At 60.0% G+C, this 12,899-nt stretch carries 18 protein-coding genes; 6 read left to right on the top strand and 12 right to left on the bottom strand.

What is annotated here, in order from left to right; all coding sequences use genetic code 11:
• Positions 1-3: 3 nt before the first annotated feature.
• On the bottom strand, positions 4-744 hold the full coding sequence (locus FHS83_RS17235; protein WP_167084404.1) for a PhoH family protein: 741 nt from the start codon (positions 742-744) through the stop codon (positions 4-6).
• A gap of 281 nt (positions 745-1,025) precedes the next feature.
• On the opposite strand from FHS83_RS17235, the gene FHS83_RS17230 reads away from it, so the two are divergent.
• Together FHS83_RS17230 and FHS83_RS17225 are read left to right on the top strand one after the other, a co-directional pair.
• Complete coding sequence (locus tag FHS83_RS17230) at positions 1,026-1,556, top strand: gamma carbonic anhydrase family protein (RefSeq protein ID WP_167084402.1); 531 nt, start codon at positions 1,026-1,028, stop codon at positions 1,554-1,556.
• Between the two features lie 115 nt (positions 1,557-1,671).
• Positions 1,672-2,346 carry a CHASE3 domain-containing protein gene (locus FHS83_RS17225; protein WP_167084400.1) on the top strand — a complete coding sequence of 225 codons (675 nt, stop codon included), beginning with the start codon at positions 1,672-1,674 and terminating at the stop codon, positions 2,344-2,346.
• Between the two features lie 16 nt (positions 2,347-2,362).
• Here FHS83_RS17225 and FHS83_RS17220 read toward each other — a convergent pair whose 3' ends face one another.
• The 7 genes from FHS83_RS17220 to FHS83_RS17190 form a co-directional block, all read right to left on the bottom strand.
• Positions 2,363-2,956 carry a L,D-transpeptidase family protein gene (locus FHS83_RS17220; protein ID WP_208414926.1) on the bottom strand — a complete coding sequence of 198 codons (594 nt, stop codon included), beginning with the start codon at positions 2,954-2,956 and terminating at the stop codon, positions 2,363-2,365.
• Between the two features lie 33 nt (positions 2,957-2,989).
• Positions 2,990-3,556, bottom strand: coding sequence for a DUF4339 domain-containing protein (locus FHS83_RS17215; protein ID WP_167084399.1), 567 nt, complete (start codon positions 3,554-3,556; stop codon positions 2,990-2,992).
• 130 nt (positions 3,557-3,686) lie between these two features.
• Entirely contained in the window at positions 3,687-4,337 is a 651-nt protein-coding gene (locus tag FHS83_RS19280; RefSeq protein ID WP_208414925.1) for a hypothetical protein, read from the bottom strand.
• Positions 4,338-4,496: 159 nt separating this feature from the next.
• Entirely contained in the window at positions 4,497-4,649 is a 153-nt protein-coding gene (locus tag FHS83_RS17205; protein WP_167084398.1) for a DUF3309 family protein, read from the bottom strand.
• A gap of 77 nt (positions 4,650-4,726) precedes the next feature.
• Entirely contained in the window at positions 4,727-5,149 is a 423-nt protein-coding gene (locus FHS83_RS17200; RefSeq protein ID WP_167084396.1) for a DUF4019 domain-containing protein, read from the bottom strand.
• A gap of 117 nt (positions 5,150-5,266) precedes the next feature.
• Positions 5,267-6,106 (bottom strand): hypothetical protein, encoded by an 840-nt coding sequence (locus FHS83_RS17195; protein WP_167084394.1) that lies wholly within the window; start codon positions 6,104-6,106, stop codon positions 5,267-5,269.
• A 91-nt stretch (positions 6,107-6,197) separates the two neighbouring features.
• A complete protein-coding gene (locus tag FHS83_RS17190; protein WP_167084392.1) occupies positions 6,198-6,890 on the bottom strand; it encodes a hypothetical protein in 693 nt (230 codons plus the stop codon).
• A 265-nt stretch (positions 6,891-7,155) separates the two neighbouring features.
• Between FHS83_RS17190 and FHS83_RS17185 the strand changes: the two genes are divergently transcribed.
• The 4 genes from FHS83_RS17185 (at position 7,156) to FHS83_RS17170 (ending at position 9,305) form a co-directional block, all read left to right on the top strand.
• Complete coding sequence (locus FHS83_RS17185) at positions 7,156-8,190, top strand: catalase family peroxidase (protein ID WP_425061530.1); 1,035 nt, start codon at positions 7,156-7,158, stop codon at positions 8,188-8,190.
• Between the two features lie 2 nt (positions 8,191-8,192).
• Positions 8,193-8,714: a cytochrome b gene (locus FHS83_RS17180; protein ID WP_167084388.1), complete on the top strand. Its 522-nt coding sequence runs from the start codon at positions 8,193-8,195 to the stop codon at positions 8,712-8,714.
• Positions 8,715-8,796: 82 nt separating this feature from the next.
• On the top strand, positions 8,797-9,081 hold the full coding sequence (locus tag FHS83_RS17175) for a hypothetical protein (protein ID WP_167084386.1): 285 nt from the start codon (positions 8,797-8,799) through the stop codon (positions 9,079-9,081).
• Complete coding sequence (locus FHS83_RS17170; protein ID WP_167084384.1) at positions 9,078-9,305, top strand: DUF2283 domain-containing protein; 228 nt, start codon at positions 9,078-9,080, stop codon at positions 9,303-9,305. The genes FHS83_RS17175 and FHS83_RS17170 overlap by 4 nt, the downstream gene beginning before the upstream one ends.
• A gap of 88 nt (positions 9,306-9,393) precedes the next feature.
• Here FHS83_RS17170 and FHS83_RS17165 read toward each other — a convergent pair whose 3' ends face one another.
• Genes FHS83_RS17165 through sdhC form a run of 4 tightly spaced genes read right to left on the bottom strand, consistent with a single transcriptional unit; the run spans position 9,394 to position 12,895 of the window.
• Positions 9,394-10,281: a hypothetical protein gene (locus FHS83_RS17165; RefSeq protein WP_167084382.1), complete on the bottom strand. Its 888-nt coding sequence runs from the start codon at positions 10,279-10,281 to the stop codon at positions 9,394-9,396.
• A gap of 25 nt (positions 10,282-10,306) precedes the next feature.
• Entirely contained in the window at positions 10,307-12,094 is a 1,788-nt protein-coding gene (gene sdhA / locus FHS83_RS17160) for a succinate dehydrogenase flavoprotein subunit (RefSeq protein ID WP_167084379.1), read from the bottom strand.
• Between the two features lies 1 nt (position 12,095).
• Positions 12,096-12,473 carry a succinate dehydrogenase, hydrophobic membrane anchor protein gene (sdhD, locus tag FHS83_RS17155; protein WP_167084377.1) on the bottom strand — a complete coding sequence of 126 codons (378 nt, stop codon included), beginning with the start codon at positions 12,471-12,473 and terminating at the stop codon, positions 12,096-12,098.
• Positions 12,470-12,895: a succinate dehydrogenase, cytochrome b556 subunit gene (gene sdhC / locus FHS83_RS17150; RefSeq protein ID WP_167084375.1), complete on the bottom strand. Its 426-nt coding sequence runs from the start codon at positions 12,893-12,895 to the stop codon at positions 12,470-12,472. Before sdhC ends, sdhD begins: the two co-directional genes overlap by 4 nt.
• Between the last annotated feature and the right edge of the window lie 4 nt (positions 12,896-12,899).

Below are 12,899 nucleotides of genomic sequence, written 5' to 3'. Positions count from 1 at the left end.
GGGCTAGAGCACCGTCAGCATGCCAGCCACCAGCGGGTGACGCACGATATCGGCATCCGCGAGCCGTACCACCGCGATTTCCGGCACTTTCTCCAAACGCTCGGCGACATCGGCGAGGCCTGATAGACCGGGCAGCAAATCGGTCTGGTCCGGATCGCCCGTCAGCACCATGGTCGAGCGCCAACCAAGACGCGTCAGCAGCATCTTGATCTGGGTATAGGTGCAGTTCTGCGCCTCATCGATGACCACGAAGCAGTCATTGAGCGTGCGCCCGCGCATATAGGCGACGGGAGCGATTTCAATCACCCCTTCGGCCAAAAGCGCCTTCATACGCTTGGTGCCAAGCCGCTCCGTGAGGGCGTCGTAAAGCGGGCGCAGATAAGGCGCCAGCTTCTGTTCAAGATCGCCTGGCAAAAAGCCGAGACTTTCACCTGCTTCCACCGCAGGACGTGACAGCACCATACGGCTGACCCGGCCCTGTTCGAGGGCTTCAACACCTTTGGCGATGGCGAGATAGGTTTTGCCGGTGCCCGCAGGCCCCAAAGCGAGGGTAACGCTGCGCTCCTCAAGCGCATTGAGCAGCAATTGCTGCGCCGGGCTCATGGCCCGGACATTTTTTACATATTTTCGATCGCGTGCCCCGTCGTCACGCGGGGTTCGCCCGCCGCTGGACGGAAACAATCGATGGACGTTTTCGCTCGTTGAAAGTTCGCGAGTTTTGTAACGCGCAGACCGCTTGGCCATGGGTACTCCCTGGTCAACTTACAGACGCCATTGTTGGGGACAGTTGCGTGATGCGGTGCGTGAAGGATGCGGCGGGAAGGCCGTTGGAAGCTCGAAATTTCCACTGTGCAACGCCGCACCGGTTTTCGCCTCCGCTGTGATCAGTTCGAATCACGCGACTGTGTTTAGAATATCATCGCAGCGCCTTTGCGCCTCGGTTATTTCGCCGCGTCATATAACTGGCATAATGATGAACGAAGCAGCACTGCGCCGCTTTTATCATCGTTTGAGGATTGTCAGTCATGCCGCTTTATTCCATCGATGGCGTCTCGCCCGAACTGCCGCCAGACGGCGAATACTTCATCGCACCAAACGCGGTGCTGATTGGACGTGTGCGGCTGCTCAGAAATGCGAGCGTGTGGTTTGGCGCGGTGCTGCGTGGCGACAATGATTGGATCACATTAGGCGAGGGCAGCAATGTGCAGGATAACGCTGTATTACATACAGACCCAGGTCAGCCGATTGTGCTGGGGGCAGGTGTGACGGTCGGGCATAGCGCAACCATTCATTCCGCGCGCGTGGGTGATCATGCGCTCATCGGCATGGGTGCCACACTTCTAAACGGTGCCATCATCGGCGCGTATAGCGTGGTCGGCGCGAATGCCTTGGTCCCCGAAGGACGGGCTTATTCAGAAGGCTCGTTGATTGTGGGCGCGCCGGGGCGGGTCATCCGCACGCTGAATGAAGAGCAGCGAAAGGCACTAAAAGATGCTTCACACGTTTATGTTGAAAAATCAGCGCGCTATCGTCGCGATTTGGTAAAGATCGGGTGACCAAACTTGCCGCGAGTGCCATCCGCGTGCCATTGTCAGTGTTAACAACTATGTAATGCTGGCGGGTATAGAGGATGTGGACCCTTCTATGGAAAGCGGCACAGTGAGCCCTTCTATGCTTGACCGGATGAATGTTTCCGAAGTCGGTAAGGCGATGCTGGTGACCGGGCTGGTGCTTCTAGCCTCGGCGGCGGCGCTTCTGTTTTCCGCCGAGGCCAAGCTGCGCCAATCCAATCGCGATATGGAGCGCACAACCTCAGCGCTTCTGAAGATTGAAGAGATCAACAGCCTCGTCATCGGTGTCGATTATTCTGCGCGCGGTTATGCGCTTACCGGGCAGGTTCTTTTCCTGGATCATGAATACCAGAAGCAAGGCCGGTTGAAGGTCGTGCTAGACGAGCTGATGCCGCTCGTTGGTCCGCAGCAGCAGGCAGGTCTTGCTGCACTGAAAGAGAAATTGAAAGCGCATGCGGCGGTGTATGAAAAGCTGGTGGCGCTAGGGCCGAAACACGCCGCCGAGGTCGCTGCGGTGATCATCGATCCGGTCGAGCGTCAGAAGCGCTATGAGGTGCTGAATGGGCTGGAAGCAATGCGCAGCGCCGAATTGAAGGCGCTGAAGGCCCATCAAGCGGAGACCGAACAGCAGCAGCGCCGTACCTCCATTCTCACCTTCATCATCGTCGCCATCGCGTTTCTGGGGGGGATGACGGATGTGATGGCACGGCTGTGGCGCGATCGCCGTCGCCGGAGCAATGCGCTGGCCACCGCCGCCCGCATGCTTTCCAAGTAGTCCATTGGCGAAATAATTAGCCGATACGGATCTGCGTCTGGCGGCGGATGTGCGAGAGCAATTCGAGAAGGTGCTCCCTTTCCAGTGCCACGCAGCCCGCAGTGGGTAAGCGCACCGCGCCGTCTTGCCGGATCACATGCAGAAATATGGCGCTGCCCGCGCCGGGCACGATGGGCGCATCATTGTAGCCGATCACCGCGAAGACGTCATAAGCCCCGTCCTGCCGCCACAGCGCCTCTGCGCTGGCTGCATAGGGCAAAACTACGGGCTTGTTGTAGTTGGGATCGCCTGACGCATCGCACCAGCCATCATTTGGCGACAGCGCTTGAGCCCTTAAGGCGGTCCCCGGGCGCACCAGCCGGTCGGGGCGGTAATAGACGCGGCGCAGCGGGAAAACGCCGGCAGGCGTGCCGCCATCGCCCTCATGCTTGGCGCTGACGATGCCTGAACGTCCGAGCATGCAGGGATAGCGCTGGCCCTCGAATGCCACTTCTCCTGTGGTCGATCCGGGCTTGGCAGTGACCTTGATCAGGTTGTCGGTGGAAGCTTGTGTGGCGCAGGCGCTGAGCAATCCCGGCGCGGCGATGATCAGGCGTCGTCTGGTGAGCACGGCGAAACTCCCTCTAACGGGAGCATAGCACGGTTACTCGGCGGCGGTCTGTTTGATGGCTTCCTGCCAGACCCGGCGAATGCGGGAATCGGCTTCCAATCCATAGCCTGACCACGCCGCCTTGTTGCGGGCGATATCCACCACGAACAGCGTATCAATACGGCCGAGTTTCTGGATCAGGCAATTGCGCACGGCATTAAGGGACTGGTCGGTGATAAGGAGCCAGGCTTGCGGCATCAGCGGCACCGCGCGTCCGAAACGGAAGATCTCTTCCTCGAGCCCCGCGATGGAGCGCGATTTCATATCCGCGAGGACCAGGAAGCGGGAGAACTGCGAGGCTTCGGCGTCTCGCTTTTGAGACTGGCCGATATCGCCTTCGGCCGTGAAAAAGACCGGGCGCGGCGCTTGGGGTATGGCGGCCGGGCGAAAGAGCGTGGCGAGTTCGGCGTCTTCGGCGGCCATACGGTAATCGCTACCTCTGCCGCGGGCCACCAGGGAATGGGGGGCCAGACGTCCCTCAGTGGTGAAGACGCGCATCTGCTCGAGCGTGTAAGGCCCGAAGCTGCGTTCGTTCACGCGGATCGTCCAGGTCGATTCCATACACTCGAAAAGCCGGTTCTTGCGGCGCCTAGCCTAGATTTTAAACCTTACTCAATGCTTGAATTGGACCGAATAAATGCGAAAGGCCCGCATAAACGGGCCTTTCTTCACGCTTCTGGTGTATTGGGGCCTAGTCGTCGAAACGCCAGTTGCCGTCGGTCTGGCGGCAGGCGGTTCCGGAACGGGTGTATTCCCGGCCACGGACATAGCTCGTCTCGCTCCAGGAACGGCAGACGGTGCGACCGCGATAGAATTCCCGCTGCGGGGTGAAGTAGCCGTAGTTGTCGTCATGGCGCCACTCATAGCGGCGGCCAAGATCGCCGTTGAGGCCGGTGGAGTAGGCGCGGAAGGCGTAAGGATGGTCTTCGCAGGGGATCTCCTTGGAGACCGCATTGCCGAGGAGACCGCCCAGGATCGCGCCGCCGACCACTGCGCCGCCATTGCCATGGCTGGCTGCGCCGCCGATCAGGCCGCCCGCGAGGGCGCCGAAGATGGTGCCGACCGTCTTGTTGGAGGAGTTCTGATTACGGCAGTCCCGCACATAGGCGGCGTCGCGATCATAGTCCGGCGGAGGTGGCGGCGGGCTATAGCTATCGCGGTCGCGGTAATTATCGCGATCGCGATCACGGTACTCGCTGAAGCGATGATATTGGCCGCGGCGGTCGTAATAGCCGTCACGGTCGGAGCGGCTGTAATAGCCTTCGGGATCGGCGCCCGGGGGGACTGGGTAAGGTTGCGCCAGCGCGGCCCCGCTCAGAACTGCGAGGGTGGCCCCCGCCATCAACAGTTTCCTCAACACGCGAAGCACTCCTTTGGTAGATGCTGACTATAGCATCATATTTCGAGGCTGAACGCGCCCTGAACGGATTTCGGCAAATTGCAGGCTGAACTTCCCGTAACCTTGGCCGCAACCTTGACCACTGAAGGTGCCGTTGGGGCGCTATAGCCGCCCCATCAGGACCAGAATGAGGATAATCAGCAGCACGAGGCCCAGACCGCCCGACGGGTAATAGCCCCAGCCGGAGGAGTAAGGCCAGCTCGGGAATGCGCCGACGATCAGAAGTACCAAGATGATGATCAGAACAAGGCTCATGACCGCTCCCACACACCGTTTCGCGGGAGGTGAACGCGGGGTCTCGGACAATGGTTCCGCTGTCAGCGGCGGCTTTGCTATTTGACGTCGTAGGTCGCGACCCGATAAAGCCCGTTCTCGAGAATGAGGGTGACGGTTTCCTCGTATTCGCTTTTCTTTCCGCGCGCGTCGGTGAATTTCGATTTGTAATGCACGACTTGGTATAGGCCCTTCGGCAGGCCCTTGGGATCGGCGACGGAGGAAACGCCCAAGACATCGCGCCAAACGATGCTTCCCACGGCATCATGAAAAATCTGAATCTTGGATTCCCAGGAGCGCTCAGTGATCCGTGCACGGAATAAAGCCGAGCCTTCCGCCCAGCTCTCGCTATATTTGCCGTGGTCGATGAGCTCCAGCCATTGCCAGGCGCTGGAAGTGGGTTCTTCGGTGGCGGCTTGCACTGGCACCGACAGCATGGCCGCCAGCGTTGCCGCCGAAAGCGATGACAGAAGCCCCTTCATTTCCGCCTCCACATAGCCGGGTGTTGCGCCCGCGTAGCGGAACTTTGCCGATTCCGTGTGACGCTTCGGTGATGGAGTTTTGACAGAATGTCTGCTGGGCGGCGCTGGGAATGAGGATCAGTTTTTCTTCAGCGCGGTCAGAAAGCCTATCCCCAGCCAGAAACCGAGAATGGGGCTGAGCCCTATGCCGATAAGCGGCACGGGAAAAGCGCCAAGAGCAGACGCGATGGAGGCGAGGGCGAAATAGATGGCGAGGGACAGTGCGCCAAGGCGATATGGGGCTGGTGTGTTGCTGCTGCGGGCGGCATTGGCAATCAGCAGGGGAATGGCGGCGAGCGCCAGAACGGTGAGAGCGGCGAGTATAGGTGAGCTTTGCGCGGCGAGGCCGATGATACCCTCCACATATGGCACTGGCGCCAAAGGATCTGGCAGAAGGCAAGCGAGCGTGGCAGCGGCAATCATCGCCACAATAGTAAGCGCCCGGAGAATAACGGGCTGGGCTGTGGTGAGGACCAGCGCCAGCGCGCCCCCCGTGAAAGCACACGCCTGAGAGGCATCCGGCTGTTTGGCTAAGAGCACGGCGATTGCGGCGGGCAACAGCAGGCGCGCACGTGAGTTGGTGGTAAGGCTGGCGAGCGCCACCAAGGCCAGCGGCAACACGGCCTCGGCAGCGTTGAGCTTGAGGGGGCCTAAACCGATCCAGCGATGCACGCCCTCCATGCCGGGCGATGCTAGTGTGGTGGCGAGGGCGGCAGTGGCGAGGATTGCGAGCGGCAGGGCTGTTTGGGGGCTCGCCTTGGAGAGTGCGAAGGCCGCGCTGAGGCCGATCACCCAGGCTGCAAGATTCAGCGCGATCAGCGCCGGGCCGACGCCATGCAAATGGGCCGTGATGGCGCCCATGATGACAGCAATGAACGATACCGCCGCGAACGGCCCGGTGGCGCGCAAGAAAGACATGAGATCCGGTGCGAGGAAATGCGAATATGCATCCTACAGCCTGCCGTCAAAGCAGAAAGTGGGGACGGCGGAAATATTTTGCGTGCGCGGATCAGTTGTTTCGTTTCGTCACCACGATATTGGTGATGTCGAAGGTGCCTTCATTGGGAAAGCCGATCCAGGCTCGAACCGCGCCGAAGAGATGCGCATCGCCCCTGAAGGGTGGAAGGACGGTGCAATCCGCCGTGCCCGAGGCGCCGTCGCCATAAAGCACGATATGCGCGCTCGGGCTTGCGTTGATGTTGAGCGTGACCTGTACGCCGAAGGGCTTGTTGCGCGGAAAATTTCCGAAATTGGGTCCGTTATAGCCGTCGTCAATCCGCACCGTGTTGTCGGCCATGAAATCCAGATGCAGAAAGCTTTTGAAGTCTGTGGCGCCGGACCGCTCGAACTGGATCGTTGATGGGCCATTGGAGCCGGTTGGAAGATAAAGCACGGCGCTGAAGGTATAGATCCCGTCGCCCGCTTGGCGCGTGAATTGACCCTGGATGCCCGGCGTCGCCGTGGGGCTGGTGGTGCGGGTGATCTCGACCCATTTGCCGGACGGCGACGCATCAGGCGGCGCAGCCACCACCGTGACGCCCGGCCCCCAGACTTTCAGTGTGCCGACCGGTTGGGTTTGCGCAGGCGGATCACCGATGGTGCTGGGTGAGAAGTCGGAGCGGAACAGGGTTTCGCTGCTGCAGCCCGTGAGCAGAAGCAGTGCGATGCAGGACAGTGCTGGTAGGCGGATGTGAAGAGCCATGGCGCGCTCCATCAGCGGTTGGCGCCAAGTGATCTTGTATGCAAAGCGTACAAACAGGAAGCCACCCTCCGGAATTTAGGTGCGAAGTTGCGTGAAATCTCCCCTCGGTTGTGCAAGATTTCGGATAGGTGACGTGTAACCGGTGCTCACGGCTGCACGAATGGCCTTCAACACCAGTGGAGAAGACTTCATGCCACCAAACCAAGAGAAGAATGCTTACGCAAAGGAGCGCTATAGTTTGCGCGCCGTGCTGAACCCGCGTGCGATGCTGGCCATGGCCGGGATTGGTGCGGTGGTGCTGGGTGCGGCCACGGCTTTCGCTTGGGCGGGTGGACTTTTCTCGCACCGGCTGACCCAGACCCGCATCATCAATACTTTTGAAGCGGTCAATGGCGTTCATCCCGGCTTCCGGCGCAATCACACCAAAGGCGTCTGTCTCGCCGGGACTTTCCAGGCGAGCGGGGATGCGGCCGCGATCTCGGATGCTGTGGTGTTCAAGCCGGGCACGGTGCCGGTGTTTGGCCGCTTCGCGCTCGCAGGCGGCATGCCACGGACGCCCGATACGCCCTCCACCGTGCGCAGCATGGCGCTCAATTTCACTACATCCAATGGCGAGGTCTGGCGCACGGGCATGAATGATATTCCGGTGCTGCCAGTGAAGGATGTGCAGGGCTTTTACGATCAGGTCTCCACAGCCAAGCCGGGGCCGAACGGCAAGCCCGATCCTGCTGCGTTTCCGGCGTTTCTGAAGAAGCATCCCGAAGCTGTGCAAGCCATCGCGATCATCAAGGCGACGCCGTTTTCCAAAGGCTTTGCCGATGACCGCTATGAAAGCTTGAACGCGTTTTTATTTGTCGATGCGGCGGGCAAGAAAACGCCGGTGCGCTGGGCGATGGTGCCGGTCGAGCCGTTTCAGCCCGCGCTCAAGACTGCCCCAAGCGACCAGAATTTTCTCTTCACCGATCTCGAACGGCGCCTCGCCAAAGGCCCAGTGCAATGGCATCTGATCGTCACCATCGGGGCGCCCGGCGATCCCACCAATGATGCCAGCAAGATGTGGCCGAAAGACCGGGTGAAAATCGATGCGGGCGTGCTGACGGTATCGGCGCTGACGGCGGAAGAAGACGGCAATTGCCGCGATATCAATTTCGATCCGATGATGCTGCCGCACGGTATTCAGCCCTCGGACGATCCGCTGCTCTCGGCACGGTCGGCGGCTTATTCGGTGTCGTTCCGGCGCCGCGCGGGCGAGCCCAAAAGTCCCAGCGCCGTGCAACCGCCCGCCCGCCAAGGAGCTTAAAGATGACCTTCACGATTTTCTCGCGCGCCTTGCATTGGTTGATGGCGGCGCTGATCCTCACCATGCTGTTTATCGGCATCGCCATGGTCTCTTCGCTGGCCGATTATCACCAGCTTGTGTCGATACACCGTCCGCTGGGGGCGCTGATTTTGCTTCTGGCGGCGGTGCGTCTGATCAACCGCCTCTTCAATCCGCCCCCACCTTTGCCGGAGGGTATGCCGCTTGTGCTGCGCCTCGCGGCCCATGGCTCGCATTGGGTGCTATACGGATTAATGTTCGCGCTGCCGCTGGTGGGCTGGGCGATGCTGTCAGCCGCGGGTGATCCCATCGTGCTCTTTGGCGGCTGGCATCTGCCTCACATCGTGCCACATGACGTGATGCTGTATGCAACGCTGCGCCAAGTGCACACGGTGCTGGCCTTCACGTTGTTTGCGGTGATCCTCGCCCATCTCGGCGCCGCCCTGATGCACGCGCTCGTCTTCCGCGATGGCGTGTTTGCCAGTATGACGGTGCGCAGGAGGTGAGGGGGAGGCGCGATTTCCGCCGGAATTGGCGCCCTTTGCCATTCCGGCATTTCGCGGTAAAATTGCGTCTTCGAGGTTTCTAATGCCTGATCTGAGCACGCCCGAGCCGGAAAGGTTAGCGCCGCCGCCTTTCTGGCGAACGCAATATTTTGAAAGAGCTGTTCTCCAGAAGCCCGGGCGTTGGATGATCCGGCCGGAAATGGTAATCTCTGTGCTAGAGGCCCCCGCCCGGAAAGAGCGCGAGGAGAACGGACGCATCCGGTACTGGGGCTATATTGCGGAATTGGAGCGATGGCTGCGCGTCGTAACGCTTGCCGATGAAGAGACCGTCCACAACGCCTTTCTCGACAGGAATTTCAGGCCATGAGCGATCCCGTCATCTATGACCAGAGCACCGACAGCATGTATATCACGCTGCGTGAGGGCCATGTGGTCGACACTATCGCTCATGATGATCGCGATTTCGCGGTCGATATCGGTGAGGATGGCGAGCCAGTCGGTTACAATATCCAATTCGCCAGCAAGCATCCCGATGTGATCGCGGAAGCGCTGCAAATCCTGCAACGCGGAAAGAAGATGGCTGCGGAATAAACCGTGATAGCCCAAGCGCTGCCGCACATAACCCGCCAGGGGAACAGCATTTTGCTCTGACATATATTTAGTGTTAGACGGTTTTAGTTCACGAAAACATAAGTTGTCGTATCTCTCTAATCTCCTCCAAGTCGGTGAGATTAACAATGTCGGCTAGATGCTTGGCCGTGTTGCGGTTATTGTCATCCAGTTGTTCCCCCTGTATGCGGCACATAATCCTATCGCACTCGCTTGGGTATAAGTGGCGGATAACTGCCATCATTACATCAAGTACCACTAAGCAGAGTGAGAGCCCTATGGCGCGATAGCGAACAGACGCATTCAGAACGCCAACATGGTCTTCTTCGGTAATGAGGAATTCGCGATGGACCTCAAATCCCCAGTGGGTGAAACGTGAAAGGTAACCGTAAAGCTTTCCAGCTGTGGCGTAGACTGGCTTAAGCTGAGAAACGCATCTCTGTGCCTTTAGTGCTTTTATTTTTTCATCGTCACTTAAACTAAATGCGGCAGCACCCCACGCAATCATCTCGAGGCAAAGACGCAGTATCGGCAACATCTCAAGCAAAAGACCTCGGTTCGCCAACATACGCGCCGTATCTAGGGCATGAGGGACCCTATAAAGCGAGATTTCAGCTGCGAATATCCCGAACGTAAGTTCTTCCGTGGTGTGTAGAAGCTTAAGTTCCTCCACCATCACATCGGAGCAGTTCCGCAGATAGTCGCTAGTTTGATCCCCGCATGTGACGCTCATCTCTTCGTACATTGCAGGCTCGACGTAGCGCCTAAGTGCGTAATCGATGGAGCGCAATTGAAGAAAGTAGGAAATTCCCGCCGCTGTGACGCGCCTGCGAAACTCTGCAGGGCTGTCGCGCGTCATGCCTATCGGGTAGCCAATCATTTGGCCGATAACGAAGTCCAAATCGACCATTGATTGGATTTGAAAGTGCTCTTTCCAAAGTTGTTGATTTTCCCCCACATCTTCCCCCCAAGCTACCTGCCGCTCAATACGTCCTCGCCTTGGGCGGGATGTATTCTACGTCGTTGCTGAGGGTGTAGCTATGCACCGGGCGCTGGTCGAGGGTGACTTCGCCGGTTTCGTTATTGAGCCACGCCAGGGTGTGCTTCATCCATTCCTTGTCGTCGCGGTTCGGGAAGTCCTCGCGCGCATGCGCGCCGCGGCTTTCGGTGCGGTTGACGGCACCGGCGATGGTGACCGCGGCCTGAGCGATGAGGTTTTCGAATTCCAGCGTCTCGACCAGATCGGTGTTCCAGATCAGCGAGCGATCCCGCACCTGGATGTCGGCCTTCGCCTTATAGACTTCGGCGATGCGCTTCTTGCCGTTCTCGAGCACCTCGCCGGTGCGGAACACGGCGGCGTCTTCCTGCATCGCCTTCTGCATGGCAAGGCGCAGCTCGGAGGTCTTGGTCGAGCCCTTGGCATAGCGCAGGCGATCGAAACGCTCGAGCGCGGCTTCGCCCGCATTCTTCTGCAGATCGAAATGCTTGGGATTTTCGCCGATGCTCTTGGCGGCCTGAATGCCCGCGGCCTTGCCGAACACCACAAGATCGATCAGCGAGTTGGAGCCCAAGCGATTGGCGCCATGCACCGAGACGCAAGCCGCTTCACCCACCGCCATCAGGCCAGGGATCACGGTATCGGGGTTGCCGTCATGCAAGGTGACGGCTTCGCCCATATAATTCGTCGGGATGCCGCCCATGTTGTAATGCACGGTCGGCAGGATCGGGATCGGCTCCTTGGTCACGTCCACGCCCGCGAAGATGCGCGCGCTTTCGGTGATGCCGGGCAGGCGCTCGTGAATGACCTTGGGGTCCAAATGCGACAGATGCAGATGGGCGTGGTCCTTCAAGGGGCCGCAGCCGCGGCCTTCGCGGATTTCCACCGTGATGGCGCGCGAAACCACGTCACGCGAGGCGAGGTCTTTCGCATTCGGGGCGTAACGCTCCATGAAGCGCTCGCCTTCGGAATTGGTGAGATAGCCGCCTTCGCCGCGCACGCCCTCGGTGATGAGCACGCCGACGCCGTAAATGCCGGTGGGATGGAACTGCACGAATTCCATATCCTGCAAGGGCAGGCCCGCGCGCAGCACCATGGCATTGCCGTCGCCGGTCTGGGTATGGGCGCCAGTGCAGGAGAAATAGACGCGGCCATAGCCGCCGGTGGCGAGAATGACCTTATGGGCGCGGAAACGGTGGATGGTGCCGTCGTCCAGCTTCCACGCCATCATGCCGCGCACCGCGCCGTCTTCGACGATGAGATCGAGGGCGAGGTATTCGACGAAAAAGTTCACCTCATGCTTCACGCATTGGCCATACAGCGTGTGCAGCATGGCGTGACCGGTGCGGTCGGCCGCGGCGCAGGTGCGCTGGGCGATGCCTTTGCCGAAATGGCTGGTCATGCCGCCGAAAGCGCGCTGATAGATCTTGCCGTCTTCGGTGCGGCTGAACGGAACGCCGAAATGCTCAAGCTCGTACACGGCTTCGGGCGCGTTGCGGCAGAGATATTCGATGGCGTCCTGATCGCCGAGCCAGTCCGAGCCCTTCACGGTGTCGTACATGTGCCAGCGCCAGTCATCCTCGCCCATATTGCCGAGCGCGGCGGCGACACCGCCTTGGGCGGCGACCGTATGGCTGCGGGTGGGGAAGACCTTGGTGATGCAGGCCGTCTTCAGGCCCTGACGGGCGCATTCCAGCGTGGCGCGCAAACCGGCACCGCCGGCGCCAACCACGACGACATCGAAGGTGTGATCGATAATGGGATAAGCGGTCATGTCAGGTTCCGACGATGCGCAAGAGCGAGAAGAGAGACGCCGCCGCCACTGCGAATGCAAAGGTGTAGACGGCGATGATCAGGGTGAGCTTGAGGCCCTGATGGGGCACGTAATCCAGGATGATTTCCTGCAAGCCCAGGGTCATGTGGTAGAGGCCGATCACGACAAAGGCCGCCATCAACACCGCATTGACCGGGTTGGCGAGGAAATAGAGCACGGCGGGCAAGGGCGCGCCGGCGAGCCCTAGAATGGATATCGCCAGCCACAGCACCAGCGGGACGAGAGCCACCGCCGAGACGCGCTGCTTCCAGAAATGGCCGACACCCGAATGGGCCGCGCCCAGGCCTTGGGCCTTATGCAGAGGCGTTTCGAGACTCATTGGTAATAGCCTCCATGACCGGTCCAGACGACCACGAAGGCCGCGATGGTGAGAACAAGCGAGAGGACGATCACCAGAATGCCCGTCTTATTCGCGGTCGGCACTTTGAAGCCGTAGCCCATATCCCAGGCGAGGTGGCGGATGCCGTTCAAGGTGTGAAAGGCCAGCGCCCAGGAAAATCCGAACAGCACGATCTGGCCGAGCGGCGAGGAGGCCGTATCGACAAAGGTCTGATAGCTGTCAGGTCCGTTCGCGGCGGCGATCAACCACCAGGCGAGAAGGATTGTGCCCACCGACAGTGCCACACCGGTGATGCGGTGGGTGATCGAGGTCACCATGGTGATCGGCCAGCGGAAGATGGTGGTGAAGGGCGATAGCGGGCGGGCGGCCAGCTTTGGCGCCGCTCTCGGGGTTTCCGCCATGAAA

Origin of the sequence: Rhizomicrobium palustre (assembly GCF_011761565.1) — a bacterium.
Classification (GTDB): Bacteria; Pseudomonadota; Alphaproteobacteria; order Micropepsales; family Micropepsaceae; genus Rhizomicrobium; species Rhizomicrobium palustre.
The sequence above is the reverse complement of the archived record's forward strand: the minus strand, read 5'-3'. Positions and strand labels throughout refer to the sequence as shown.

Excerpts from the sequence above, each read along its gene's own strand:
- FHS83_RS17215 (WP_167084399.1), bottom strand. The coding sequence starts at position 3,556 with ATGGAATCGACCTGGACGATCCGCGTGAACGAACGCAGCTTCGGGCCT.
- FHS83_RS17190 (WP_167084392.1), bottom strand. The coding sequence starts at position 6,890 with ATGGCTCTTCACATCCGCCTACCAGCACTGTCCTGCATCGCACTGCTT.
- FHS83_RS17200 (WP_167084396.1), bottom strand. The coding sequence starts at position 5,149 with ATGAAGGGGCTTCTGTCATCGCTTTCGGCGGCAACGCTGGCGGCCATG.
- FHS83_RS17175 (WP_167084386.1), top strand. The coding sequence starts at position 8,797 with ATGCCTGATCTGAGCACGCCCGAGCCGGAAAGGTTAGCGCCGCCGCCT.
- FHS83_RS17230 (WP_167084402.1), top strand. The coding sequence starts at position 1,026 with ATGCCGCTTTATTCCATCGATGGCGTCTCGCCCGAACTGCCGCCAGAC.
- FHS83_RS17185 (WP_425061530.1), top strand. The coding sequence starts at position 7,156 with ATGCTGGCCATGGCCGGGATTGGTGCGGTGGTGCTGGGTGCGGCCACG.
- sdhA (WP_167084379.1), bottom strand. The coding sequence starts at position 12,094 with ATGACCGCTTATCCCATTATCGATCACACCTTCGATGTCGTCGTGGTT.
- FHS83_RS17205 (WP_167084398.1), bottom strand. The coding sequence starts at position 4,649 with ATGAGCCTTGTTCTGATCATCATCTTGGTACTTCTGATCGTCGGCGCA.
- FHS83_RS17180 (WP_167084388.1), top strand. The coding sequence starts at position 8,193 with ATGACCTTCACGATTTTCTCGCGCGCCTTGCATTGGTTGATGGCGGCG.
- FHS83_RS17195 (WP_167084394.1), bottom strand. The coding sequence starts at position 6,106 with ATGTCTTTCTTGCGCGCCACCGGGCCGTTCGCGGCGGTATCGTTCATT.
- FHS83_RS19280 (WP_208414925.1), bottom strand. The coding sequence starts at position 4,337 with ATGGCGGGGGCCACCCTCGCAGTTCTGAGCGGGGCCGCGCTGGCGCAA.
- FHS83_RS17170 (WP_167084384.1), top strand. The coding sequence starts at position 9,078 with ATGAGCGATCCCGTCATCTATGACCAGAGCACCGACAGCATGTATATC.
- sdhC (WP_167084375.1), bottom strand. The coding sequence starts at position 12,895 with ATGGCGGAAACCCCGAGAGCGGCGCCAAAGCTGGCCGCCCGCCCGCTA.
- FHS83_RS17235 (WP_167084404.1), bottom strand. The coding sequence starts at position 744 with ATGGCCAAGCGGTCTGCGCGTTACAAAACTCGCGAACTTTCAACGAGC.
- FHS83_RS17225 (WP_167084400.1), top strand. The coding sequence starts at position 1,672 with ATGCTTGACCGGATGAATGTTTCCGAAGTCGGTAAGGCGATGCTGGTG.
- sdhD (WP_167084377.1), bottom strand. The coding sequence starts at position 12,473 with ATGAGTCTCGAAACGCCTCTGCATAAGGCCCAAGGCCTGGGCGCGGCC.